The following is a 23,365-nucleotide window of genomic DNA, read 5'->3' on the forward strand; positions in this document are numbered from 1 at the left end:
GTCATGCCATCGAGCGGACCGACTTGCGCGGCGGCCCCGATGCCTTGCTGGCATCGCCCTCGTCCCCGGCGGAGTTGGTCAGCCCCGGCGGCGCCGAGACCCCGGTAAGGTCACGCCCCGCCACCAGGGACGGCGTCGTGGAATCCACCACGCGCGCACTCTCATTGCCAGCCGCCCATGCGGCGATACCGGCAGCCAGCACGGCTGCCGCACTCAAGATACCAATCCAGTTCACCTGCTTCATGATGCTCTCCTTGATCTTTAAACTACGACTCGTAGAGTCGGAGTAAGCTTAGGACATGGGCGGAGAAATGCGCAAGCTGAAGTCGGAATTCCCCGACGCGATGACGGGTCATTGAAAAAAACCTTGCACGTTTCAAACTACGACTCATAGAATCGTAGTTAGGCTGGTGATTGGGCAGCGGCAGGTACAGCCTTGCCGCCGCAATCGGCAGTCGAACGCCGTGGAACCAACGAGGGATTGACCCAGGAGTCTGAAGATGTCGAAACGAATTCTTGTGATTGGCGCTGGCTTTGCCGGCATGTGGAGCGCGCTGGCTTCGGCGCGGTTGCTGGATCAGGTGGGGCGCACCGATGTGGAGATCGCTCTGGTGGCGCCGGAGCCTGAGCTGCATGTGCGGCCGCGTCTCTACGAGCAGAACCCGGCTGGCATGAAGGCGCCGTTGCAGGAAATCTTCCGCGCCGTGGGCGTGAAGTTCATCCGCGGCATGGTGGAGCGGATCGATGTAGAGGGGCGGAAGGTGGAAGTGCAGGGCGTGGGCGCCGACACTTCGCATCAGACGATCGCCTATGACCGCCTGGTGCTGGCGGCCGGCAGCCGCTTGTTCCGGCCGCAGATTCCGGGGCTGGATGCGCATGCATTCAACGTCGACCAGATTGCCGATGCGGCACGGCTGGAAGAGCATCTCGAAAGCCTGGCAAAGCGCCCGGCCAGCGTCGCGCGCAATACCGTGGTGGTGGCGGGAGGCGGCTTCACCGGCATCGAAACGGCGGCGGAAATGCCTGCCCGCCTGCGTGAGGTACTGGGCGAGGGCGCCGATGTGCGCGTGATCGTGGTCGAGCGCAATAGCGAAATCGGCCCCGATCTCGGCGCGGGCCCGCGCCCCGTTATCACGCAGGCGCTGACCGAACTGGGCGTGACGTGGAAGCTCGGCTCGGGTGTTGCCACCGTGGACGCCGATGGCGTCACGCTGGAAAGTGGCGAGCGCATCGATGCCGCCACGGTAGTGTGGACCGCCGGCGCGCGAGCCAGCGCGCTGACCGCGCAGATTCCCGCCGAACGCGACAACTTTGGCCGTCTGCACGTGGACAGCCACCTGCGCGTCAAGGGCGTGGACTCCGTCTATGCCACGGGCGACGTCGCTTATGCCGCTGTGGATGACGCCGGCAACTTCGCGATGATGTCATGCCAGCATGCGATGAACCTGGGCCGCTCGGCCGGCCATAATGTGGCGGCCGACCTGCTCGGTCAGGCTCAGATTGCGTACAGCCAGCCGAAATATGTGACCTGCCTTGACCTCGGCCCGTGGGGCGCGGTCTACACCGAAGGCTGGGACCGTCAGGTGAAGCTGGTCGGTGCAGAAGCCAAGGCACTGAAGACGAAGATCAATACGGAATGGATCTACCCGCCCAGCGCGGACCGCGCGGAGGCGCTTGCATCGGCGGACCCGCTTCGGATCGTCGTGGCGTAATGCCGTTTCCGGAAGCGTAATGAAGAAGGGGCGATCACATCGATCGCCCCTTTTTTTTGTGCTGGAAAAATCGGCAGGAATCAGCCGCGCTTGCGCACCTTGGCCGGTGCCGCTTCCTCTTTCTCGCCGCGCCTGTTGGCCGCGCGATCCGTCAGCCAGTGCACGACCTGCGGTCCGTAGCTGGCTGGCGCCTTGTCGATGGTGCGCTGTGCCAGGTCCGCCAGGGTCTGCTGCTTCAGTTCGGCGCGCATGGCTTTTTCCGCCGATTGCATGACGGCGTGGATCGAGCACACGCCGCGCGTGGCCCAGGTCGGCGGTGCATCGTCGAACACTGCGCAGCGGCTGCGGATTTCGCGGCAGTCGAACAGCGGCTTGTCGCCATCGATGGCCACGACCACATCGTGTACCGAGATGCGCTCGGCCGCGCGAGCCAACCGGAAGCCACCCCGCACGCCTTCGGTGGCCACTACCAGATCGGCCTTGGCCAGTTTGGTAAACAGCTTGGCCACGTAATCGACGGGGATGCCCTGCAGTTCCGCCAGGTCACGCACGCTGGCTTCTTCGACGGCCGCATGGGATCGGCTCAGGTACAGCAGGCAGTGCAGTCCGTATTCGACCCCGGTGCTGATAAACGACATGATGAACTCGCTAACTAGGATGCTATGAATCGTAGTTGATAGCCTATACAAAACCGGGCCGGCCTGCAAGCCGCGACAGTGGCGTGCCAAGCCCATGCGGCGCATAAGCTAGGCGTTTACCCCCGCATCGTTGTTGCCGCCGTGTAAGAACCGGGTAAGCGGCGCGCATTACCTTGTAGCCATGCCATGCGCGGCACACGCATGGTCAATGCAAAGATATGCAGGAGACAACGATGCAAGACGATCTGATCGAAAAACTGAAGGCCAGCCGCCAGTATCGCGAGCTGGTGCGCCGGCGTGGCAGGCTGGGGTGGCTGCTGACGGCCGTGATGCTGGTGGTCTACTACGGCTACGTGCTGCTGATTGCGTTCGACAAGGAACTGCTGGCCACTCGGGTTGGTCAGGGCGTGATGACGTGGGGCATGCCAATCGGCCTGTTCGTGATTCTCTTTACCGTGATCATCACCGGCCTCTATGTGCGTCATGCCAACCGCGTGTATGACGATCTGACCGACCGGATCAAGCAGGAGGTGGCATGAATTCCCGTCACGTATCCGTAGCCGCCGCCTGCGCGGCGCTGCTGCTGTCCGCCACCGCGTTCGCGGCGGGCGGCGACATGGGCCAGGCCGTCAAGCAGCCGACCAACTGGACGGCCATCGGCATGTTCGTGGTGTTCGTCATCGGCACCCTGTTCATCACCAAGTGGGCGGCCAAGAAGACCAAGTCCGCGGCGACGTTCTATACGGGCGGGGGCATCACCGGTTTCCAGAATGGTCTGGCCATCGCGGGCGATTTCATGTCGGCGGCGTCGTTCCTGGGCATCTCGGCCGCGGTCTACACCAGCGGCTACGACGGACTGATCTATTCGATCGGCTTCCTGGTGGGCTGGCCCATCATCACGTTCCTGCTGGCGGAGCGGCTGCGCAACCTTGGCCGCTTCACGTTCGCGGATGTGGCCGCGTACCGCTTCAAGCAGGCACCGATCCGCGCGTTTGCCGCATCGGGAACGCTAGTGGTGGTGGCGTTCTACCTGATCGCGCAGATGGTGGGCGCGGGACAGCTGATCAAGCTGCTGTTCGGGCTTGAATACTGGGTGGCCGTGGTCATCGTCGGCGCGCTGATGATGATTTATGTGCTGTTCGGCGGCATGACGGCAACCACTTGGGTGCAGATCATCAAGGCGTGCCTGCTGCTGGGCGGTGCTTCGTTCATGGCGTTCATGGTGCTGGCCCAGTATCACTTCAGTCCCGAGGAACTGTTCGCCAAGGCCGTCGAGGTGCACGCCAAGAAGGACTCGATCATGAGTCCGGGCAACTTCATCAAGGACCCGATCTCGGCCATCTCGTTCGGCATCGCGCTGATGTTCGGCACTGCCGGCCTGCCGCACATCCTGATGCGCTTCTTCACGGTGCCCAACGCCAAGGAGGCGCGCAAGTCGGTGTTCTGGGCCACCACGTGGATCGGGTATTTCTACATTCTCACGTTCATCATCGGCTTCGGCGCGATCGTGCTGGTCGGTACCAACGCCAGCTTCCAGGACGGCAGTGGCAAGTTGCTGGGCGGCGTCAACATGGCGGCCGTGCACCTGGCCAGCGCAGTGGGCGGCAACGTGTTCCTCGGGTTTATCTCGGCGGTGGCTTTCGCGACGATCCTGGCGGTCGTGGCAGGCCTGACGCTGGCCGGTGCGTCGGCGGTGTCGCATGACCTGTACCAGACCGTCTTCAAGCACGGCAAGGCAACGAGTGCGATGGAGCTGCGCGTATCGAAGATGACGACCGTCGTGCTCGGCATCGTTGCCGTGGTGCTCGGCATCGTGTTCGAGAAGCAGAACATCGCGTTCATGGTCTCGCTGGCATTCGCGGTAGCAGCGTCGGCCAACTTCCCGGTGCTGTTCCTGTCGGTGCTGTGGAAGGGCTGCACCACGCGCGGTGCGATGATCGGCGGCTTCCTGGGCCTGATCTCCGCCGTGATCCTGACGGTGCTGTCGCAAGCGGTGTGGGTGGATGTGTTCCACTTCAAGAGCGCGCCGTTCCCCTACACGTCGCCAGCGCTGTTCTCGATGACGATCGGTTTCGTCGGCATCTGGCTGTTCTCGGTGACCGACAAGTCGAGGCGTGCCCTGCTGGACAAGGCCGGGTTCGAAGCGCAGGAACTGCGTTCGGAAACCGGTATTGGCGCGGGTGAGGCAACCGCGCACTGATCCGGCGTTGAGGCAAAAGAAAGCGGCCCCGAGGGGCCGCTTTTTCTTTGGGCGTGTCAGACGCCGCCGTCAGGGCTGAGGAGGCTGCGGGATGCTGGAGAACCCCTTGCGCTTGTGCGAGCCGTCGCAGAAGGGCTTGGTGTCCGAGTGTCCGCATCGGCACAACCAGACCTGATCGCCTTCGAATGTGAACGCCGCACCGGACGGGGTCACGATCCTGACAGGCCCCTTGATGCGCAACGGGCCGTTGTCCTGCACGGTTACGGTGACGATGGTGGCTTCGTCCATGTCCCCTCCAAGTGAACGCGGGGCCCAGTCATCCGGGCGGGCCCGATTCCCTTGGTCACTCTACTCCGTTCCGTGCGGAGCGGCAGCGCCTCAGGCTTTGGTGACCTGGACCCGCAGGGCGTCGCCACCCGCCACGATGGCGAGCAGGCGGTCGACGTTCGGGTGCGCGCCCGGACGGTTGCGGGCATCGGCCGTGTGTTCCGCAAAAACGGCCAGGCCGTGTTCGGCGGCCTTGGCGTCGAGCGTGCCGAAGGTCTGCTGCAGGTAGTTGTACACGGCGAGCGAGCCTTGCTTGCCTTGCACGTTTTCGATGCTCGCCACGACCGTGCCCTGGGTATCGAGCAGGTCGATGCGTGCGATGCCGTCGATGGCGGGCAACTGGGCGAGGTTGTCCTTGAATACCTGGCTCGTCTGGATCATGGAAGCGCTCCTTGAAATCACCGAAAGCAAAAACGGACGGTGCCAGGAATGGCGACCGTCCGTTTTGCGTTTGTGCGTTGGTAGGCTCGATTGGACTCGAACCAACGACCCCCACCATGTCAAGGTGGTGCTCTAACCAGCTGAGCTACGAGCCTAGCGAAGGCGCGAATTCTATAGACGAGTTTCGCAAAGTGCAAGCCTTTCTTGTGTCAGAACGTCAGCGTCCGCGCCACGAGCGCCGCGGCGGCGGCACTCGACATGCTGACAGCCAGCCAGCATCCCAGCAGAAGGGTGCCGCTTGCCACGCGTTGACGGGTATTCATGATGCGGTTCTCCCCTGGGACTGTGCTGGCGTGCCGCGATCAGTGCTCGATCACCGGCGCATGCACCGGAGCGATCGACGCATGCGGTGTCGCGGTGCGCTGCGCGGCCTTGTGGACCATCGTGTAGGCGTAGTCGATGCCCATGCCGTAGGCGCCCGAGTGTTCCTTGGCCAGACCCGTCACGGCGTCGTACGTTTCCTTGTTCTTCCAGTCACGTTGCCATTCCAGCAGTACCTGCTGCCAGGTCACCGGCACCACGCCGGCCTGGATCATGCGCTGCATGGCGTAGTCGTGCGCTTCCTTGGTGGTGCCGCCGGAGGCGTCGGCCACCATGTAGATCTCGTAATCGCCTTCGAGCATGGCGCTCAGTGCGAACGTGGTGTTGCAGACTTCGGTCCACAGGCCGGCCACGACGATCTTCTTGCGGCCGTTGGCGGCCAGCGAGTCGCGCACCTTCTGATCGTCCCAGGAGTTCATCGAGGTACGTTCCAGCGTTTCCTTGCCCGGGAAGACGTCGAGCAGTTCGGGGTAGGTGTAGCCGGAGAACGAATCGCTTTCCACGGTGGTGATGGTGGTGGGCACGTCGAAGATCTTCGCTGCCTTGGCCAGGCCCACGACATTGTTCTTCATGGTCTGGCGGTCCATCGACTGCACGCCGAAGGCCATCTGGGGCTGATGGTCGATGATGATCAGTTGGCTGTTGCGCGGGGTCAGGACTTGCAGTTTGGCGTTCGACATGGTGCTCTCCGGTATAAAAAATGATTCAATAAGTTTGAGGTTATTCAGGGCGGCGTCTGCTTCGCTTCGTTTGCTTCGCTGCGTTGCTGCGCTGTCCATGTGCAGAACTATAGCGGTCGCCTTCCCGGAGAAAGTCGGCTATCGCTGTCATAGTTATTCAAAATAATTGAATTAAGCGGTTCGCCCCTATTTCCACGCGTAGGCGATCCCGGCGCCATACGTGATCTGGTTGCGCGTCCCACGCTGGCTCACGATGGGGCTGTCCGCGGCGTCCCCCGTAATGCGCTGCATGTACACCAGCGCGCCCGCGAACCAGTGCTTGTCGATCTGATAGATGGCGGCCAGCCAGCCTGTGTACTGTTCGAGTCCGCCGCCGGGGCTGTAGACCGGCAGGCCGCTGGCGGCGCTGTCGGCCGGGGTGACCCCGAAATAGGTCTGGTTGAAGCTGCTGCTGACCCAGGTGGCGCCAAGGCCGATGCCCAGGAAGATGCGCCGGCTTGCGGGCATCCAGAAACTGCCGTTGGCCGCGACGCGCACACCGCCGTACTGGATGCCCGCGTTGGTCACGACGTTGATACTGCCCCGCAGGCGGTACGGAATGGCGCCTGGGGCGATGTATTCATAGCCGAAGAACCCGCCGGCCTCGACCGTCGTGTCGATTTCGTGGATGCGGGCCACCACCGGATCGTCGACGTTGTTCCGGCCCAGGCGCAGCTGGACGGCGGGTCCGTACTGCCAGCCGGTCAGGCCGCCGAAGTTGAACTGCGCATACGGCCCATACCACTCCAGCAGCTTGCCGCCTTCCGTCGTGTAGCGCAGCCCCGGCAGCACGCCAAGCGTGCGTTCGTTGCCGCCCGCGTACTGGGTGGTGGAGCCGATGCCGCCGCCCACCATGTTGGGAATCATGCCGGGCAGGTCGATGGGGGAGGCACTGGCGCCACTGGCCACGGCGACGAAAAGCAGCGCTGGAACATGGATGCGGAACGCGAGCATGGCGGGCCAGATGTCGACAGATTCAGCCGGCGAGTGTGCGGCGCCTTCGCGGCGAATGGAATTCACTCTTTTCGCAGCGCGCGTTAAGTGGATCGGACGGCCGGGCCGGCTCAAGTTTCTTTCCGTGCGTCCGTCAACCGAAATAGGTCAGTCTGATAACCAGCGGCGCAGGCAGGCGACAGACCATCATGAGAGCAGTGGGCAATGATCCGCGCCGTTCCGAACGGAGACATGAAATGATGAAGCACCCGTCGATCCGAGGCTCGCTGAGCCTGCTGATCGCGTTCTTTGGGCTGGCGCTGGTTATTGGCGCCGCCGTGGGACTCTATTCCATTCACGCCGGCAACGAGGCGCTCAAGCAGACCTATACCGTCGACACGCCCGCCGTGGCCGATCTAGAGGGCAGCGCCAGCCAGTTGCTGCGCCTGCGGCTGGCGCTTGCCACATATGCCTCGCTTTCCGAGCTGAACGATCAGGAGGGCGCCAACGCGGTGCTCAAGCGATTTGACCAGTACCTGAAGAATGCGAACGAACGCGTCGACCACTATCTTGCAGTCACCGGCAACGGCGACGAAGAGAAGCAGCGCCTGGTCAAGGACATGCAGGACAAGCGTGCGAAGTTTCTAAGCGAAGGCGTGGAACCTGCCTTGGCCGCGCTCAAGGCGGGTGACCGGCAGACCTTCCTGCAGCAACAGGCGCACAAGCTGCCGCCGCTCTACAGTGCCTACGAAAAAGCCATGCTGGCGCTGGAAAAGCTCCAGGTCACCTATGGCGAGCAGCGCTACAACGCCGCACAGGAACGCTTCAGGCTGGTGGTCTGGGCCGTGGCGGTGGGCCTGGCTGGTGCGCTGGTGCTGGGCCTGTTCGCGCGTTGGCTGATGATTCGCGCGATCGTGGCGCCGGTGGATGCCGCCGTCGCGCAATTCCAGCGCATTGCCGGCGGCGATCTCACGGGCCGCGTGGAAGTGGCAAGGAGCAGCGAGATGGGCAAGCTCACCACGGCATTGCAGCGGATGCAGGCATCGCTGATCGATACCGTCGGTACCGTGCGGGCCGGCACCGATGCCATCGGCACGGGTGTGGGCGAGATTTCCAGTGGCAACACCGACCTGTCGCAGCGCACCGAGGAGCAGGCGGCCTCGCTGGAGCAAACGGCGGCGAGCATGGAACAGCTGACGTCCACCGTGAAGCAGACCGCTGAAAACGCACGGCAGGCGAGCCAGCTGGCGGCGGGGGCTTCGGGCCTGGCGGCCCAGGGCGGCGAGCTGACGCAGCAGGTCGTCGACACCATGCAGCATATCGTGGCGGACTCGCACAAGATTGGCGACATCGTTGGCGTGATCGAGAGCATCGCGTTCCAGACCAACATCCTTGCACTCAATGCCGCGGTGGAAGCCGCTCGCGCGGGCGAGCAAGGACGCGGCTTTGCCGTGGTGGCGTCGGAGGTCCGGTCGCTGGCACAGCGCAGCGCCGGCGCGGCGAAGGAAATCAAGGGCCTGATCGAGCTGTCCGCGAACCGCGTGGAATCGGGCGCGGGGCTGGTCGAGCGGTCTGGCGCGACGATGGGCGAGATCGTGACCGCCATCGCGCGCGTCAGCGGCATCATGAACGAGATCGCCGCCGCAGCAGCGGAGCAAAGCAGCGGGATCGATCAGGTCAACGTGGCCGTGACGCAGATGGATGAGGTGACGCAGCAGAACGCGGCGCTGGTGGAACAGGCCGCCGCCGCTGCTGGCTCGCTGGAGGAGCAGGCGCAGCGGCTGGCCGCGGCGGTGGCGGTGTTCCGGCTGGAAGCGCAGTACGCTTGAGGGTGCGGGTGAGGGCGGGGGGCTAACCGTTCGACGTTATCCCCCCTCCGAGTGCGGGCGAAATTGCGAGGTGTCACGCAGATCGTTTAGGGTTACGGCTGTGGTGCTCACCCCGATAAAAACACTCCCAACCCCCGCACGAGGAGACAACGCCATGACTCCCTGGCTCACCCGGACCATTGCCGCGATCGGCTGCGTCCTCGCCCTGGTTGCCGTCCCCGCGCACGCGGGCGATGCGCCCGCCACGCTGACCATCAGCGCTGGCACCCAGCAGAAAACCTGGACGCGCGACAGCTTGCTCAAGGATCGGCGCCTGGTGAATGTCACCGTCGACGATGACAACTACAAGCGCCGCATGACGTTCAAGGCCATTCCGATGGCGGCACTGCTGGCCGGCCTGCCGGCCCGGTCCGATGGCAGCGCCACCACGGCCGCGACCGACGGCTATGTTTCGCACCTGCCGCTGGGCCTGTTGCTGGCCGACCGTGCCGATGGCCCGCGCGCATGGCTGGCCGTGGAAAACCCCGCCAGGCCGTGGCCCAAGCTGAAAGGGCAGGACATCGGCCCGTTCCGGTTGATCTGGACCGTGCCAAAGGGCGCGAAGCAGGCCGATGCGTCCGTCAGGATTACCGAAAGCCTGTGGACCTGGTCCATCGCGCGCATCGATCTGGGCGGTACCGCCGCCGAGCGCTTTGCCGCGATCCGTCCCGCCGACGGCGAGCCGGCCGACGGCCCGGTCATGCGCGGCTTTGCCACCTTCCAGCGGGTCTGTTTTTCCTGCCACTCGATGAACCGGGCGGGCGACGCGAATCTGGGGCCAGACCTGAACGTGCCCTACAACCCGGTGGAATATCTCGGCGACGACAAGCTGACCCGGCTGATCCGGAATCCCCAGTCGTTGCGGTGGTGGCCAGGATCGAAGATGTCTTCGATCGACGAGAAGACGTTATCCGATGCCGAACTCAAGGACTTGCTGGCCTACCTGCACCATATGGCGGGACGCAAGGTGGAGGCGCCGGTGGCGCCCGGCCCCTGAGTGGCGAGGCAGGATCAGACGTCGATCGCCGAGGCGGACTGCAATTGGCGCCGCAGTTCGAACTTCTGGATCTTGCCGGTGGACGTCTTCGGCAGCGGCCCGAAGTACACCGCCTTCGGCACCTTGAAGCCGGCCAGCAGCGTACGGCAGTGCGCGATTAATTCTTCCGCGGTGGCCGTTGCGCCGTCCTTTAGCTCGACGAACGCACACGGGGTTTCGCCCCACTTGCTGTCGGGCTGCGCCACCACGGCGGCGGCCATCACGGCCGGATGGCGATAGATCGCGTCTTCCACTTCGACGCTCGAAATGTTCTCGCCGCCCGAGATGATGATGTCCTTGCTGCGGTCCTTGATCTTGATATAGCCGTCGGGCATGCACACGCCCAGGTCGCCGGTGTGAAACCAGCCGCCGGCAAACGCATCGCGCGTGGCGCGGTCGTTCTTCAGGTAGCCCTTCATGCAGATATTGCCGCGGAACATGATCTCGCCGATGGTCTCGCCGTCGCGTGGCACCGGTTGCATCGTGTCGGGGTCGAGCACCGCGACACCCGACTGCAGGTGATAGCGCACGCCCTGGCGCGCCTTCAGCACGGCCCGTTCCTCCATCGACAAGGTCTGCCAGTCGTCCTGTTCCGCGCACGCGGCGGCGGGGCCATAGACCTCGGTCAGTCCATAGACGTGAGACAGGTCGAAGCCCATCTGCTCCATCTGGGCCAGCACGGCGGCCGGGGGCGGGGCACCGGCCACCATGCCGCGCACCGGCCCGCGCAGGCCCTCGCGCCACGCGGCGGGCGCGCTGACCAGCGCGGTGTGGACGATTGGCGCGGCGCAGTAGTGCGTCACGCCTTCCGCGCGCATCAGGTCGAAAACGAGTTTGGGGTCGAACTTGCGCAGGCAGACGTTCACGCCGGCACGGGCGGCCACGGTCCAGGCAAAGCACCAGCCGTTGCAGTGGAACAGCGGCAGCGTCCACAGGTAGACCGGATGCTTGGGCATGTCCCATTCGAGGATGTTGGACACCGCGTTCATCGCGGCGCCACGGTGGTGGTAGACCACGCCCTTGGGATCGCCCGTGGTGCCGGACGTGTAGTTCAGCGCGATGGCATCCCATTCGTCGGCGGGCATTTGCCAGTCGTATTCGGGATCGCCACCAGCCAGGAACGCTTCGTAGTCGGTGTCGCCGAACGGCGCGTCGGGCACGGGGCCGAGCACGTCGTGCACGGCGATGACCTTGAGCCCGCTGACCTCGCGCGCGAGCTGGCGTGCCACATCGGCAAACTCGGTGTCGGCCAGCAGCACACGGGCCTCGCCATGACGCAGCATGAAAACCAGGTTGGCCGCGTCCAGGCGGATATTGAGCGCGTTGAGCACGGCGCCAGCCATCGGCACGCCGAAATGAGCTTCGATCATCGCCGGCGTATTGGGCAGCAATGCGGCGACGGTGTCGCCCTTGCCAACGCCCGCGCGTGCCAGCGCACTGGCCAAACGGCGGCAGCGCGCATACGTATCGCGCCAGTTCTGGCGCACCGTGCCGTGCACGATGGCAGTGCGGTGGCCGTAGACTTCGGCGGCGCGGGCAATGAAATCGAGCGGCGTCAGCGGTACGAAGTTGGCGGCGTTGCGGGTCAGCCCGGTGTCGTAGTCGGTCGGCATGATGCGTGTCTCCTGTATGGGTCCGATCCTTGTGGATTCGAGGTGTGTTGTCATGGTCACGCTATCATTGGGCCGCGGACATACTCTGTCGTCTGGACGACAGAGCTGCCGCAATCGGGACATCGCGGTGTACTTGCCGTGCCCGGCGTAAGTTTCACGTCAGTTTCCGTACGCCATTCGCCACGTATTTCGTCTCGCCTTTACCCCTCTCGCCACCCCTCTCGTTACGCACCTCATGAACGCCCACGCAGTGCTCGTAGAACACGACTGGTATCGCGCGCTGGCGCCGCAGCACCAGGCGCTGGCGGCGTCCGGCACCGTCGTGCGCACGTTCGCACCCGACAGCTATATCGCGCGGCGGGGCGAGTATTCGCAGCACTGGATTGGCGTCGATGCGGGCCTGATCAAACTGGCCGTCTATACGCCGGATGGGCGAGGCTGCACGTTCTGCGGCGTGCCGGCCGGCGGGTGGTGCGGGGAGGGAAGTGTCATCAAGCGCGAAGTCCGGCGGTACGATGTGATCGCCATCCGTGAATCGCGCGTGCTGCTGGTGGCCGAGCCGGTCTTCAACACCCTGCTCGCGGACAGTCTGCCATTTGCCGGCTATGTGGTGCGGCAGCTCAACGAGCGCATGGGCCAGTTCATCGCGATGGTCCAGAACGATCGTCTGCTAGGTGCCGACGCGCGCGTGGCGCAGGCCATCGCGCAGCTGTTTCATCCAGCGTTGTATCCGAAGACCAGCGCGGTGCTGGAGCTATCGCAGGAAGAAATCGGGCTGCTGACCGGCCTGTCGCGGCAACGCGTGAATCAGGCCCTGCGGCGGCTCGAAGCCGAGGGCATGGTTGGCTTGTCCTACCAGACCATACGTGTCGCGGATCTGGAGGCGCTGCGCCGGTTCGGCATGTCGGAGCTTTAGTCCGGCGCCACGTATCCGCCCGCACATCCGCCCGCACATCCGCGCAATCGCCGCGCGATGGCCGCGCCGCGCGTGGCCGTGACGTTGCGCCGCGCGTGTGGATACTGGAAAATTGCACGGATTCCCCATCCCGTACGACTTCCTCATGCATCCGCTGGCCAGCATCGCAGCTATTTCCCTCGATCTCGACGACACCCTGTGGCCCTTTGGCCCCGCCGTAGTGCGGGCCGAGCAGACATTGCATGACTGGCTGCTTGCGCAGGCGCCGCGCACGTCGGGCCTGCTGACCTCACCGCAGGTGCTGGGCGAGCTGCGTACGCGATTCGAAGCCTCGCGGCCCGATCTGTCGCACAGCCTGAACCTGCGCGAACTGCGGCTTGGATCGATCCGCCTGGCGCTGGAGCTGTCGGGTGAAGACCCGCTGCTGGCGCAGACCGCCTACGACGTGTTCTTTGCGGCGCGCCAGCGCGTGGACTTCTTTGAGGATGCATTTCCCGCGCTGGAATGGCTCAGCGCCCGGTTTCCGCTGGTGGCGGTGTCCAATGGCAACGCCAGTCTGCAGGTGACGGGCGGTCATCATTTCTTTTGCGCGGCGTTGAATCCGGAGAGCGCCGGTTGCGCCAAGCCCGATGCGGCGATCTTCCACGCGGCGGCGCAGGCGGCAGGGTGTCATCCCGCGCGGATGCTGCACGTGGGCGACGATGCGGATCTCGATGTGGCGGGAGCAATCGCGGCGGGACTCCAGGCCGCGTGGCTGGTGCGCTCGGACGATGCGTCCGCCGCGCGGTGGGCGCGGAGCAGCCAGGCGCCGCATCTGGTGGTGCGCGATCTGTATGCGTTGTGCCGCGCAATTGATCCGTCCTGCCCAGTGGCGCGGGCGATGCCCGCGGCGGCGGCCTGATCCTGGCCTGACTTAGTCGCCCGCCTTCTCAGGCGGCACGGCCTTGCCGAGCAGCTTGCCGAGCAGGCCGGTCTTGCCTGCCGCCTGCTGGCGCTGCGACTTCGGCAGCGCACCCGCCCGATTGGCGCCGGCCTGCTTCAAGCTGTTGTTGATCTTGAGGCCCTTGTTTTTTTCGAGGTCGGTTTTCTTCACGGACAGCTTCCCAATTGGTTGAGCCGCGCATTGTACGCATGTGCGGCGATGCCGCGCGAAAACGCTTAGTCGTCGCCCTTGATGGCGTCTTTCGTCGCGTGGTAGCCGCGCTTGGTGGTGTCGGCCACCGCGTGGCCGGCATCTCGTGCCCCGTGACCAATCGTGCGGCCAGCTTCCTTGGCGCCGTGGCCGATCGTGCGTGCGACATCCGCCACTGCGTGGCCGGTTTTTTTGCCGGCTTCCTTGACGCCTTCCTTGAAGGCATGTGCGTCGGACGCTACGCTGGCGTGCGCCAGGGGGCTGATGATGGCCGTGGCGGCCACCGAAAACGCGAGGATCGTCGTGCGGAGCTTCATGGGGCAGTCGTATCCGGATTGGTGTTGGCTTGTGGGCATTCTACTGCGTTGTCCGGTTGCCCTCATCCGCGTGCGGAAGAGGGCGACCTTCACCGCGCCGCGCCGGTTTGCGTGATCGCGCTATAGACCAGCGTGCGTAACTGCCGCCGCACTGGATACGCGGACGACGGCAACAGCTGCGTCAGGAACAGACCAATCAGATCCTCCTGCGGATCGACCCAGAAGAACGTGCTGGCCGCGCCACCCCAGAACATATCGCCCGCGCTGCCGGGAATCAGCGTGCTGGCCGGTGAGATGGTGGTGGCAAAACCAAGTCCGAAGCCCACGCCGTCGTAGGTGGCCTCGCTGAACATCGAGCGCGACAGGCGCGGAATGTCCACGCCGCCCGGCAGGTGATTGGCGGTCATCAGCGCCAGGGTCTTCGGCCCCAGCAGCCTTACGCCATCGAGCTCGCCGCCGCCCAGCAGCATGCGCGCAAAGCGCATGTAGTCGGCGGCCGTGGATACCAGCCCGCCGCCGCCCGACAGAAATCCAGGCGGTTTCAGATAAGGACTGGTTTGCGGATCATCGTGCAGCATCGGGCCGCGCGGCGTGATGACCTTGGAGCCGAGCGCGCCGACGGCGTAGCACGCGCAGAACCGGCCGGCCTTGTGCTCGGGCACATGAAACCCGGTGTCGACCATGCCGAGCGGATCGAAGATCCGCTGCTGCAGGAAGGTGTCGAACGGCATGCCGCTGATCTTGCCCACCAGATAGCCCAGCACATCGGTAGCGAGCGAGTAGTTCCAGGCCTCGCCGGGCGAGAATTCCAGCGGCAGCTTGGCCAGCTTCTCGATCATTTCGTCGAGCGTGCCTTCGGTGGTCAGCTCGCCGATCTTGATCTTGCGGTAGGCCGCGTCGACATTGCTGTTCTGCTGGAAACCATAGGTCAGCCCCGACGTATGGCGCAGCAGGTCTACCACCAGCATCGGCCGCGCGGGCGGGCGAGTCAGAAAGCTCTCCATGAAGCCGCCGGTGAACACGCCGAGGTTTTCCCACGCGGGGATGTACTTGCTGACCGGGTCGTCAAGGGCGATCCGGCATTCCTCCACCAGCATCATGATGGCTACCGACGTGATCGGCTTGGTCATCGAATAGATGCGGAAGATGGAATCCTCGGCCAGCGGCACCTGCCGTTCGCGGTCGGCCTGGCCCAGCACCGCGTTCAGCGCCAGCTCGCCGCGCCGCCATACCTGGACCAGCGCGCCAGGCAGCTTGCCCGTGCTGACGTAGGTGTCGTCGATGAAACGTCCGATCCGGTCCAGCCGTTCACGGGACATCCCCTGCGTGTCCTGCATATCCGTGCCTCCTTGCCTGATGGAAGTGGAGGCCCCGGGCAGCGGTTCACGCAGAGGGCTTGCGCGCCCCCCACGGCAGCAGATTGCGCCAGGGCCATCCCAACGTCATGCCGGCGGCGGCCAGCAGGATCAGCGCCGCCCCGCCGACTTGCGACAGATGCAGCTGATGTCCGAATGCAAGCCGGTCCACCAGAATGGCCACGATAGGATAAATGAACGACAGTGCGCCTGTCAGGTGCGTGGGCAACTTCTGGATGGCGCCATACAACAGGATGTACATCAGTCCGGTGTGCACCACGCCCATCGTTGCCAGCGTGCCCCAGGGCAGGGCGCCGCTGGGCAGGTCGGCGCGCAGGGCCAGCGGCAGCAGCATGACGCTGCCGACCAGCACATGGATCATGGCGATCAGGTGCGGCGCCACGCCCTTGAGCTGCTTGGCGATCAGCGCCGCCAGCGCGTAGAAGAACGCCGCGCCCAGCGCCAGCCCGATGCCGGCCAGGTAGTTGCCGTGCGCCGCGCCGCCGCCGGGCTTGCCCTGCACGATCAGCAGCATGCCGGCGAATGCCAGCAGCAGCCACGCCACCTTGGCGGCCGTGATGCGCTCGCCCAGGAACAGCGCGCCCAGCGCGACGAGCATGAACGGCTGCGTGTTGTACACGGCCGTGGCGATCGAGATCGATGCCCCCTCGTAGGCCGAGAACAGCAGCAGCCAGTTGGCAACGATGGCCACCCCGCCGGCCACGGCCAGCAGCGCTTGGCGCACGGTAATGTGGCCCGGCCGCAGGTAGCCGCGCGCCAGGCAGACCGGAATCAGCACCAGCGCGCCAAACGCGCAACGCCAGAACACGACCTGCGTGACCGGTCGCCCGGATATCACCACCAGCCAGCCGATGGTGCCCGAGATCACCATCGCCGCCACCATCTCCAGCATGCCCCGCGTTCTGTCTTCCACGGCCTGTCTCCAGCAAACGAGGGTTGCAGTTTAACGGCTGCGCCCTACAATCCACAGTCGTAAATGCAGGTGAACGGTGCCTCTTTCCGTTATTTGTCAGGTAAAACCGTGGAAATACCTTATGTCGCTCGATGATATCGATCGCCGCATGCTGGCCCTGTTGCAGCAGGATGGCCGCATGCCCGTGAAAGCGCTGGCGGAGCAGGTGGGCCTTTCGTCGCCCGGCGCGTCCGAACGATTGCGCCGGCTGGAGGACCGCGGCGTGATCCGGGGCTTCACGGTCGACGTGGAGCCACGCACGCTGGGCTTTTCGATGCAGGCCATCGTCCGCATCAAGCCGTTGCCCGGCAAGCTCCAGGCGGTTCAGAAACTGATCGAGGGCATTCCGGAGTTCGCCGAATGCGACAAGGTCACCGGGGACGACTGCTTTATCGGGCGGCTCTACCTGCGGTCGATCGAGCATCTGGACCATATCCTCGAACAGATCACCGAGATGGCCGAGACCAGTTCGGCCATCGTCAAGTCCCAGCCGGTCAAGCGGCGCCTGCCGCCGCTGTAGCCTGGGGGCGGCAAGAAAAAGGGCGGGGCTGTGGGATAATGTCGCGTTTTGCCCGGCGCCCGGCTCAAAAGGCCGCCCGCACGGGTTTGTCCTGGCCCTGTCGATCCCCCAGTGGGCCGCTGCGTTTGCGTCATTTTCAAGCACCCACAATGCCCACATACCGTTCCAAGACCTCTACCGCCGGCCGCAACATGGCGGGTGCGCGCTCGCTGTGGCGCGCCACCGGCATGAAAGACGAGGATTTCCAGAAGCCGATCATCGCGGTGGTCAATTCGTTCACCCAGTTCGTGCCCGGCCACGTGCACCTGAAAGACCTGGGCCAGCTCGTTGCACGCGAGATCGAGGCTGCCGGTGGCGTGGCCAAGGAATTCAACACCATCGCCGTCGATGACGGCATCGCAATGGGCCACGACGGCATGCTGTATTCGCTGCCCAGCCGCGACATCATCGCTGACTCCGTCGAATACATGGTCAATGCGCACTGTGCCGACGCGATGGTGTGCATCTCGAACTGCGACAAGATCACGCCGGGCATGCTGATGGCTGCCATGCGCCTGAACATTCCGGTGATCTTCGTGTCCGGCGGCCCGATGGAAGCCGGCAAGACGCGCCTGGCCAACCCCGTGACCAAGACCATCGAGCTGAAGAAGCTCGACCTCGTGGATGCGATGGTGATGGCGGCCGACCAGTCGTATTCGGACGCCGAGGTGGACCAGGTGGAACGTTCGGCCTGCCCGACGTGCGGTTCGTGCTCGGGCATGTTCACGGCCAACTCGATGAACTGCCTGACCGAGGCGCTGGGCCTGTCGCTGCCGGGCAACGGCACCGTGGTGGCCACCCACGCCGACCGCGAGCAACTGTTCAAGCGCGCCGGCAGCCGCATCGTCGACCTGGCGCGCATGTACTACGAGCAGAACGACGAGCGTGTGCTGCCGCGATCGGTGGGCTTCAAGGCGTTCGAGAACGCCATGACGCTGGACATCGCGATGGGCGGATCGACCAACACGATCCTGCACCTGCTGGCGATCGCCCGTGAAGCGGAAATCGACTTCACGATGACCGACATCGACCGCATGTCGCGCGTGGTGCCGCAGTTGTGCAAGGTGGCGCCGAACACGAACAAGTACCACATCGAAGACGTGCACCGCGCCGGCGGCATCATGGCCATCCTGGGCGAGCTGGACCGCGCCGGAAAGCTGCACACCGACGTGCCGACCGTGCATACGCCGACGCTCAAGGACGCGCTGGACCAGTGGGACATCGTCCGCACCAAGGACGAAGCCGTGCGCACGTTCTACATGGCCGGTCCCGCAGGCATCCCGACGCAGGTGGCGTTCAGCCAGAACACGCGCTGGCCGAGCCTGGATCTCGATCGCGCCGAAGGTTGCATCCGCTCGTACGAGCATGCGTTCTCGAAGGAAGGCGGCCTGGCCGTGCTGACCGGCAATATCGCGCTGGACGGCTGCGTGGTGAAGACCGCCGGTGTGGACGAGAGCATCCTGGTGTTCGAGGGCACGGCCCATGTCACGGAATCGCAGGACGAGGCGGTTGAGAACATCCTCAATGACAAGGTCAAGGCCGGCGACGTGGTGATCGTGCGCTACGAAGGTCCGAAGGGCGGCCCCGGCATGCAGGAAATGCTGTACCCGACCAGCTACATCAAGTCGAAGGGCCTCGGCAAGGCTTGCGCGCTGCTGACCGACGGCCGTTTCTCGGGCGGCACGTCGGGTCTGTCGATCGGCCACTGCTCGCCCGAGGCGGCAGCCGGCGGCGCCATCGGCCTCGTGCGCGATGGCGACAAGATCCGCATCGACATCCCCAACCGCACGATCGATGTGCTGGTCTCCGACGAAGAACTGGCAACCCGCCGCGCGGAGCAGGACGCGCGCGGCTGGAAGCCGGTCAAGGCGCGTCCGCGCAAGGTGTCCGCCGCGCTGAAGGCGTACGCCAAGCTGGTCATGTCCGCGGACAAGGGCGCCGTGCGCGACCTGTCGCTGCTCGACGACTGACCTTCTGACCTTCGGGGCGGTTTTCCGGCCGCCCCAATCCCCGCAATACCACCCGATGCCGCCACCCCTCTCTAGTGGGGGGAGGGCGGCGTTCGCGCGCTTGCTACATTACCTGCCACCCGCAACATGGCGGGGCGAGCCAAATATAAATCCAACAACAAATTCCGGGGAAACATGCGGGCATCCGTATTACTGGTCATTGCCAGCGCCAGCCTGGCGGGCGGCTGTGCGTCCATCGTGGGCGGTACGACGCAAGTGGTATCGGTCGAAACCCAACAAAACCTGCAACGCGTGGAGGGTGCGCGCTGCGAACTGGTCAACGACAAGGGCACCTATCACGTGTCCACGCCCGGCACGACATCGGTCAGCCGGGCCTATGGCGATCTGACCGTCAAATGCGAGAAAGAGGGCATGCCGGCGGGCACCGCAACGGTGACGTCGACAACCAAGGGGCTGGTCTTCGGCAATGCGCTGTTCGGTGGCTTGATCGGCGTCGCCGTCGATACGTCGTCGGGCGCGGCCTACGATTACCCCGAGCTGATCCGCATCAGCATGGGCCAGGACATCGCCATCAACGGCCGTGACCGCATGGACGAACCCGCCCCGGCGCCCGCGACGACAATGGTGGCCGCGGCACCAGGGGCACCGGCAACACCGGCATCGCCGGGTGCGATGCCTGCCGCAACCTCGGCCCCAGGGACACCCGTTTCGCCCGCGGCGGCCACGACCGCGCAAAAGCCCGTGTCGATGGACGACCTGCGCTATCTGCTGCCGCCGCGTTGAAAGACGCGGCCCAGCTCAGACACCTTCGGTCTTCCTTTCTTCGCCTGCTTTCATGCTTGTTTCCATGACGACGCGCCCATCCTTTCGCCCGATCCTGACGGGCCTGCTCGTGACCTGCGCAACGTCCGCCGGTGCCATCGGGCTTGATCAGATCACCGGCAACGTCTACGCGATCCGTGCAAACGGCCAGCAGTCGACGCAGTCGGGCTCGGGTGTGGTGATAGGGCCGAGCCAGGTGGTCACGGCGTGCACGCTGCTGGCCGGTGCGCGATCGATCAGCGTGACGCGCGACAACGTGACATACGAAGCCACGCTGACAGCGCCCGACATCGAGCGCAACCTGTGCCTGCTCAGGGTGCCCAATCTGCCGGGCAGCGGCGTGACGATCTCAGCCGGATCGACCGCGCCGGGCCTCGGGCAGAAGATGGTGATGGCGTCGGTCTCCGGAGGCGCGGTGGCGGTACGCGAGGCGACCGTGACCGGCCTGCAGGCCAGCAACGACGGAAAGCTCACGACCATCGAACTGTCCGCCGCGCCTGACGCGGCGGCCAATGGCGGGGCGCTGTTCGACGATGGCGGCCGCCTGGTCGGCATCCTTGCCGAGGACCGCGTGGCGGGCAAGACGCGGCAGCGCGCCGTACCCGCCGCATGGGTGAGGGATATCGCCACGCGCGGCGCGGCAGCGCTGGCCACCTATCAGCCTTCGGCAATCGACACCAAGGCGGCAGCCGTCCAGGCGGGGAAAGCCGCCAGTGCCGGTGAGGGTTCGCCGCGCGTCGGCGAAGTCTGGCAGTACGTGCTGACGGACAACCTCACGGGCAGGCGATCGGACGTGGCGTACCGCGTCGACCGCATCGAGAACGGCCGCGTGATCTACAACCAGGGCGCCCGAGTCGAGCGCGCCGACGGCACGGTGGAGCGCGTCAATTCGCCCATCGCCGGCGAGTTCGAACTGGCGTCGCCGCCGTCGGGCTGGGTGCCGACCAACGTCAAGGTCGGTTCTCGCTGGAAATACTCATACAGGCAGCCTGGCAACAACGCCCAGACCGATTTGGATGGCACCGCGATGAGCGAGACGGAGATGGCCGTTGCCGGAGGCACCTATCGCGTCATCCGTATTGCCTATCGGGGCTACATGCAGCGGCCCGCGCGGCCGGTTGGCGGCGCCGCCACCTTTACCTACGAATATAAGGCGGTGGCCTGGTATGCGCCGGAGATCGGCCGCGTGGTCAAGTTCGAGGCCAGCACCGCGCAGACCGCCGAAAAGCTGGAGCTTGCCGCGCACCGCTTTGAATGACGCAGACCTGGCGCGCGATTTCAGCCGATGAAACTTTGATGCGCTGCAGAGTGACACGGCGCTAGCGCGGCGCCTATAAGCCTCCTGTTGGTGATGTCCGGCGAGTTTCATCCCGCAAAACCAGGGCAATCCAGGAGCGCGCATGTCCCCTGTCCGCAAAGTGTTGCTGTCTCTATCGGTGCTGTCGTGCGCGCTGCTGGCCGCGGCGCCAGCCGCCCAGGCACAGACGTGGCCCGCCAAGCCGATCCGCATGGTGGTGCCATATCCGCCCGGCGGACCCACGGACATCGTGGCGCGCGTGGTGGGGCAAAAGCTGTCGGAGCGGCTGGGCCAGCCGGTCGTGGTCGATAACCGGCCCGGCGCTGGCGGCAATATCGGCGCCGACGCCGTAGCCAAATCCTCGCCCGATGGTTACACGATGCTTGTGGCCACCACCGCGCACGCCATCAACATGACGCTGTTCGCCAAGCCGGGATACAACACGCGAACGGATTTCGCGCCGGTGTCGATGCTGACCAGCGGCCCGCTGGTGCTGGTGACCGCGCCGTCCACGCAGGCAACCAGCGTGGCGGAACTGATCGTCATGGCGAAGGCCAATCCGGGCAAGGTCACCTTTGCCAGCTCGGGCAACGGGCAATCCACGCACCTGGCCGCCGAGTTGTTCAACAGCATGGCGGGCACGCGGATGACCCACGTGCCTTACAAGGGCAGCGCGCCGGCCCTTACCGACGTCATGGCGGGGCAAGCCACGGTCATGTTCGATACGATGCTGTCCGCCATGCCTTTCGTGCGCGACGGCAAGCTGCGGGCGCTGGCCGTGACGGGCGCGACGCGATCGCCGGCCGCACCCGATATCCCGACCATCGCGCAGGCCGGCCTGCCCGGCTACGAAGCCACGGCCTGGAACGCGCTGCTGGTGCCGGCCAACACGCCGCCAGCGGTGGTCGACAAAATCAGCGATGCCATGAAAGCCGTGCTGACGCAGGAAGACGTGCGCTCGCGCTTTGCCACGCAGGGGTTTGCCGCCACGTGGACATCGCCCCCGGACACGGGCAAGTTCATCGCCCATGAAATCGACAAATGGGGCAAGGTGGTGAAGGCGTCGGGGGCGACGATCGATTGATGGATCGATGGATGGGTCTCGTGCCGGCGCTCAACTGAAACGCGCGCCGCCGTCGGCGTCGATGACCACGCCGCTCAGGTACGATGCGCGCGCCGATGCCAGGTACACCACCAGATCGGCAATCTCGTCGGCATGCGCGGCGCGGCCGAAGGGCAGGTGCTCCAGCATCTCCTGCCAGCGGGACTCATCGTCGAATTTTTGTCTGGCACGGGCCTTGTAGAGGTTGACCAGCCGGTCGGTCTCGGTCGGTCCGGGATTGACGCCCACTACGCGCACGCCGCGTGACGTGGCATGCGCGCCCACGGCGCGCGTGAACGTCGAGAGCGCGGCATTACCCGCGGCGCCACACAGGTAGTCGTAACGCGGCATCTCCGCCGCAATGCCGATCACATTGACGATCACGCCGGCACCGCGTTCCATCATGCGCGGCAACGCCAGCCGGGCCATGTCGATGTAGCCGAACACCTTCAGGTCCCACGCGTCGCGCCATTGCGCGTCGGTCATCGCGGTCAGGCCGCCTCCCGGGATCGCCCCCGCGTTATTGACGAGAATGTCGATGCCATCGAGTCTCGGCACCAGCGCCTGGCGCACATCGGCCTGTGAAAGATCGCCTACGAAGGTGTCGACGTCGATGCCGTGCTCGTCCTTCAGCGTGCGTTGCGCACGACTGGTGGATTCGGACGTCGTGCCGGTAATGGTGACGGAGGCGCCCTCGGCCGCGAACGTCCGTGCGCACGCCACGCCGATGCCGCGCGTGCCGCCGGTGATCAGTACTGTTTTGCCCTGCAGAAGCAGATCCATGCGTTGGCTCCCTTACGACGCTGACAGACGCGCCGCCAGCATGATCGAGAAGATGATGCGGACGGTGGCATCAAGGAGCCTGCATCGTACGCCTGTCGCGGATTTTTCGTCCGACGGGCTGCCGCGCGGGCCGGGATGGCTGAAGCGGGTTGCAAGCGTTGACGCGCGATTGCGCTGCCAGGCGGCGCGGCGGATATCGACGTCGGGATATCGACGCCGTGTTGTTTTTACGTTCTATTACATTGCCGCGTGCCGCTCTTGTGTACGATGGCGCGCTTTCGGAATCCATCCGCAGCGGCAATGTCTGGACATTCAAAGACACCACTGGTCT

At 65.0% G+C, this 23,365-nt stretch carries 24 protein-coding genes and 1 tRNA gene; 12 read left to right on the plus strand and 13 right to left on the minus strand.

The window, feature by feature from the left end:
• Position 1: 1 nt before the first annotated feature.
• Positions 2–244, minus strand: coding sequence for a hypothetical protein (locus AC3FLX_RS06715; RefSeq protein WP_488695003.1), 243 nt, complete (start codon positions 242–244; stop codon positions 2–4).
• Positions 245–500: 256 nt separating this feature from the next.
• Between AC3FLX_RS06715 and AC3FLX_RS06720 the strand changes: the two genes are divergently transcribed.
• Positions 501–1,712, plus strand: a complete 1,212-nt coding sequence (locus AC3FLX_RS06720; RefSeq protein ID WP_488695004.1) for an NAD(P)/FAD-dependent oxidoreductase — start codon at positions 501–503, stop codon at positions 1,710–1,712.
• A gap of 80 nt (positions 1,713–1,792) precedes the next feature.
• Here the strand turns inward: AC3FLX_RS06720 and AC3FLX_RS06725 are convergent, their stop codons facing one another.
• Positions 1,793–2,350, minus strand: coding sequence for an RrF2 family transcriptional regulator (locus AC3FLX_RS06725; protein ID WP_488695006.1), 558 nt, complete (start codon positions 2,348–2,350; stop codon positions 1,793–1,795).
• Between the two features lie 233 nt (positions 2,351–2,583).
• Between AC3FLX_RS06725 and AC3FLX_RS06730 the strand changes: the two genes are divergently transcribed.
• Positions 2,584–2,889, plus strand: a complete 306-nt coding sequence (locus AC3FLX_RS06730; RefSeq protein ID WP_488695007.1) for a DUF485 domain-containing protein — start codon at positions 2,584–2,586, stop codon at positions 2,887–2,889.
• Positions 2,886–4,550 carry a cation acetate symporter gene (locus AC3FLX_RS06735; RefSeq protein ID WP_488695009.1) on the plus strand — a complete coding sequence of 555 codons (1,665 nt, stop codon included), beginning with the start codon at positions 2,886–2,888 and terminating at the stop codon, positions 4,548–4,550. Before AC3FLX_RS06730 ends, AC3FLX_RS06735 begins: the two co-directional genes overlap by 4 nt.
• 69 nt (positions 4,551–4,619) lie before the next feature.
• Here AC3FLX_RS06735 and AC3FLX_RS06740 read toward each other — a convergent pair whose 3' ends face one another.
• The 5 genes from AC3FLX_RS06740 to AC3FLX_RS06760 form a co-directional block, all read right to left on the minus strand.
• Positions 4,620–4,838: a CDGSH iron-sulfur domain-containing protein gene (locus AC3FLX_RS06740; RefSeq protein WP_488695011.1), complete on the minus strand. Its 219-nt coding sequence runs from the start codon at positions 4,836–4,838 to the stop codon at positions 4,620–4,622.
• Between the two features lie 90 nt (positions 4,839–4,928).
• Positions 4,929–5,258 carry a DUF2322 family protein gene (locus AC3FLX_RS06745; protein WP_488695013.1) on the minus strand — a complete coding sequence of 110 codons (330 nt, stop codon included), beginning with the start codon at positions 5,256–5,258 and terminating at the stop codon, positions 4,929–4,931.
• Positions 5,259–5,336: 78 nt separating this feature from the next.
• Positions 5,337–5,413: transfer RNA gene (locus AC3FLX_RS06750), tRNA-Val, on the minus strand.
• 207 nt (positions 5,414–5,620) lie between these two features.
• Positions 5,621–6,319, minus strand: coding sequence for a hydrolase (locus AC3FLX_RS06755; RefSeq protein ID WP_488693076.1), 699 nt, complete (start codon positions 6,317–6,319; stop codon positions 5,621–5,623).
• Positions 6,320–6,505: 186 nt separating this feature from the next.
• A complete protein-coding gene (locus tag AC3FLX_RS06760; protein WP_488695014.1) occupies positions 6,506–7,378 on the minus strand; it encodes a MipA/OmpV family protein in 873 nt (290 codons plus the stop codon).
• A gap of 170 nt (positions 7,379–7,548) precedes the next feature.
• Between AC3FLX_RS06760 and AC3FLX_RS06765 the strand changes: the two genes are divergently transcribed.
• Together AC3FLX_RS06765 and AC3FLX_RS06770 are read left to right on the plus strand one after the other, a co-directional pair.
• Positions 7,549–9,120, plus strand: coding sequence for a methyl-accepting chemotaxis protein (locus tag AC3FLX_RS06765; RefSeq protein WP_488695015.1), 1,572 nt, complete (start codon positions 7,549–7,551; stop codon positions 9,118–9,120).
• Between the two features lie 154 nt (positions 9,121–9,274).
• Positions 9,275–10,156 (plus strand): c-type cytochrome, encoded by an 882-nt coding sequence (locus tag AC3FLX_RS06770; protein ID WP_488695017.1) that lies wholly within the window; start codon positions 9,275–9,277, stop codon positions 10,154–10,156.
• Between the two features lie 14 nt (positions 10,157–10,170).
• On the opposite strand, the gene AC3FLX_RS06775 is transcribed toward AC3FLX_RS06770, so the two are convergent.
• Positions 10,171–11,808 carry an acyl-CoA synthetase gene (locus AC3FLX_RS06775; RefSeq protein WP_488695019.1) on the minus strand — a complete coding sequence of 546 codons (1,638 nt, stop codon included), beginning with the start codon at positions 11,806–11,808 and terminating at the stop codon, positions 10,171–10,173.
• A 235-nt stretch (positions 11,809–12,043) separates the two neighbouring features.
• Between AC3FLX_RS06775 and AC3FLX_RS06780 the strand changes: the two genes are divergently transcribed.
• Entirely contained in the window at positions 12,044–12,724 is a 681-nt protein-coding gene (locus AC3FLX_RS06780; RefSeq protein ID WP_488695021.1) for a Crp/Fnr family transcriptional regulator, read from the plus strand.
• Positions 12,725–12,869: 145 nt separating this feature from the next.
• Positions 12,870–13,625 carry an HAD family hydrolase gene (locus AC3FLX_RS06785; protein WP_488695593.1) on the plus strand — a complete coding sequence of 252 codons (756 nt, stop codon included), beginning with the start codon at positions 12,870–12,872 and terminating at the stop codon, positions 13,623–13,625.
• 12 nt (positions 13,626–13,637) lie between these two features.
• Here AC3FLX_RS06785 and AC3FLX_RS06790 read toward each other — a convergent pair whose 3' ends face one another.
• The 4 genes from AC3FLX_RS06790 to AC3FLX_RS06805 form a co-directional block, all read right to left on the minus strand.
• Entirely contained in the window at positions 13,638–13,817 is a 180-nt protein-coding gene (locus tag AC3FLX_RS06790) for a hypothetical protein (RefSeq protein WP_488695023.1), read from the minus strand.
• A 65-nt stretch (positions 13,818–13,882) separates the two neighbouring features.
• Positions 13,883–14,173 (minus strand): hypothetical protein, encoded by a 291-nt coding sequence (locus AC3FLX_RS06795; RefSeq protein ID WP_488695024.1) that lies wholly within the window; start codon positions 14,171–14,173, stop codon positions 13,883–13,885.
• An 89-nt stretch (positions 14,174–14,262) separates the two neighbouring features.
• On the minus strand, positions 14,263–15,510 hold the full coding sequence (locus tag AC3FLX_RS06800) for a serine hydrolase domain-containing protein (RefSeq protein WP_488695026.1): 1,248 nt from the start codon (positions 15,508–15,510) through the stop codon (positions 14,263–14,265).
• A 46-nt stretch (positions 15,511–15,556) separates the two neighbouring features.
• On the minus strand, positions 15,557–16,462 hold the full coding sequence (locus tag AC3FLX_RS06805; protein ID WP_488695028.1) for a DMT family transporter: 906 nt from the start codon (positions 16,460–16,462) through the stop codon (positions 15,557–15,559).
• A 121-nt stretch (positions 16,463–16,583) separates the two neighbouring features.
• Here AC3FLX_RS06805 and AC3FLX_RS06810 point away from each other — a divergent pair, with 121 nt between their 5' ends.
• From AC3FLX_RS06810 to AC3FLX_RS06830, 5 genes are all read left to right on the plus strand, one after another.
• On the plus strand, positions 16,584–17,021 hold the full coding sequence (locus tag AC3FLX_RS06810; RefSeq protein WP_488695030.1) for an Lrp/AsnC family transcriptional regulator: 438 nt from the start codon (positions 16,584–16,586) through the stop codon (positions 17,019–17,021).
• Positions 17,022–17,170: 149 nt separating this feature from the next.
• The gene (gene ilvD, locus AC3FLX_RS06815; protein ID WP_488695031.1) at positions 17,171–19,030 is read left to right on the plus strand and encodes a dihydroxy-acid dehydratase; all 1,860 of its coding nucleotides are present in this window, start codon (positions 17,171–17,173) and stop codon (positions 19,028–19,030) included.
• A gap of 174 nt (positions 19,031–19,204) precedes the next feature.
• Positions 19,205–19,813 carry a hypothetical protein gene (locus AC3FLX_RS06820; protein ID WP_488695033.1) on the plus strand — a complete coding sequence of 203 codons (609 nt, stop codon included), beginning with the start codon at positions 19,205–19,207 and terminating at the stop codon, positions 19,811–19,813.
• A gap of 64 nt (positions 19,814–19,877) precedes the next feature.
• Positions 19,878–21,110 (plus strand): S1 family peptidase, encoded by a 1,233-nt coding sequence (locus AC3FLX_RS06825; protein ID WP_488695035.1) that lies wholly within the window; start codon positions 19,878–19,880, stop codon positions 21,108–21,110.
• 142 nt (positions 21,111–21,252) lie between these two features.
• The gene (locus tag AC3FLX_RS06830) at positions 21,253–22,233 is read left to right on the plus strand and encodes a tripartite tricarboxylate transporter substrate binding protein (protein ID WP_488695037.1); all 981 of its coding nucleotides are present in this window, start codon (positions 21,253–21,255) and stop codon (positions 22,231–22,233) included.
• A 30-nt stretch (positions 22,234–22,263) separates the two neighbouring features.
• Here AC3FLX_RS06830 and AC3FLX_RS06835 read toward each other — a convergent pair whose 3' ends face one another.
• Positions 22,264–23,034, minus strand: coding sequence for a short-chain dehydrogenase/reductase (locus tag AC3FLX_RS06835; protein ID WP_488695039.1), 771 nt, complete (start codon positions 23,032–23,034; stop codon positions 22,264–22,266).
• Between the last annotated feature and the right edge of the window lie 331 nt (positions 23,035–23,365).

Source organism: Cupriavidus sp. 291-E7, assembly GCF_057798835.1.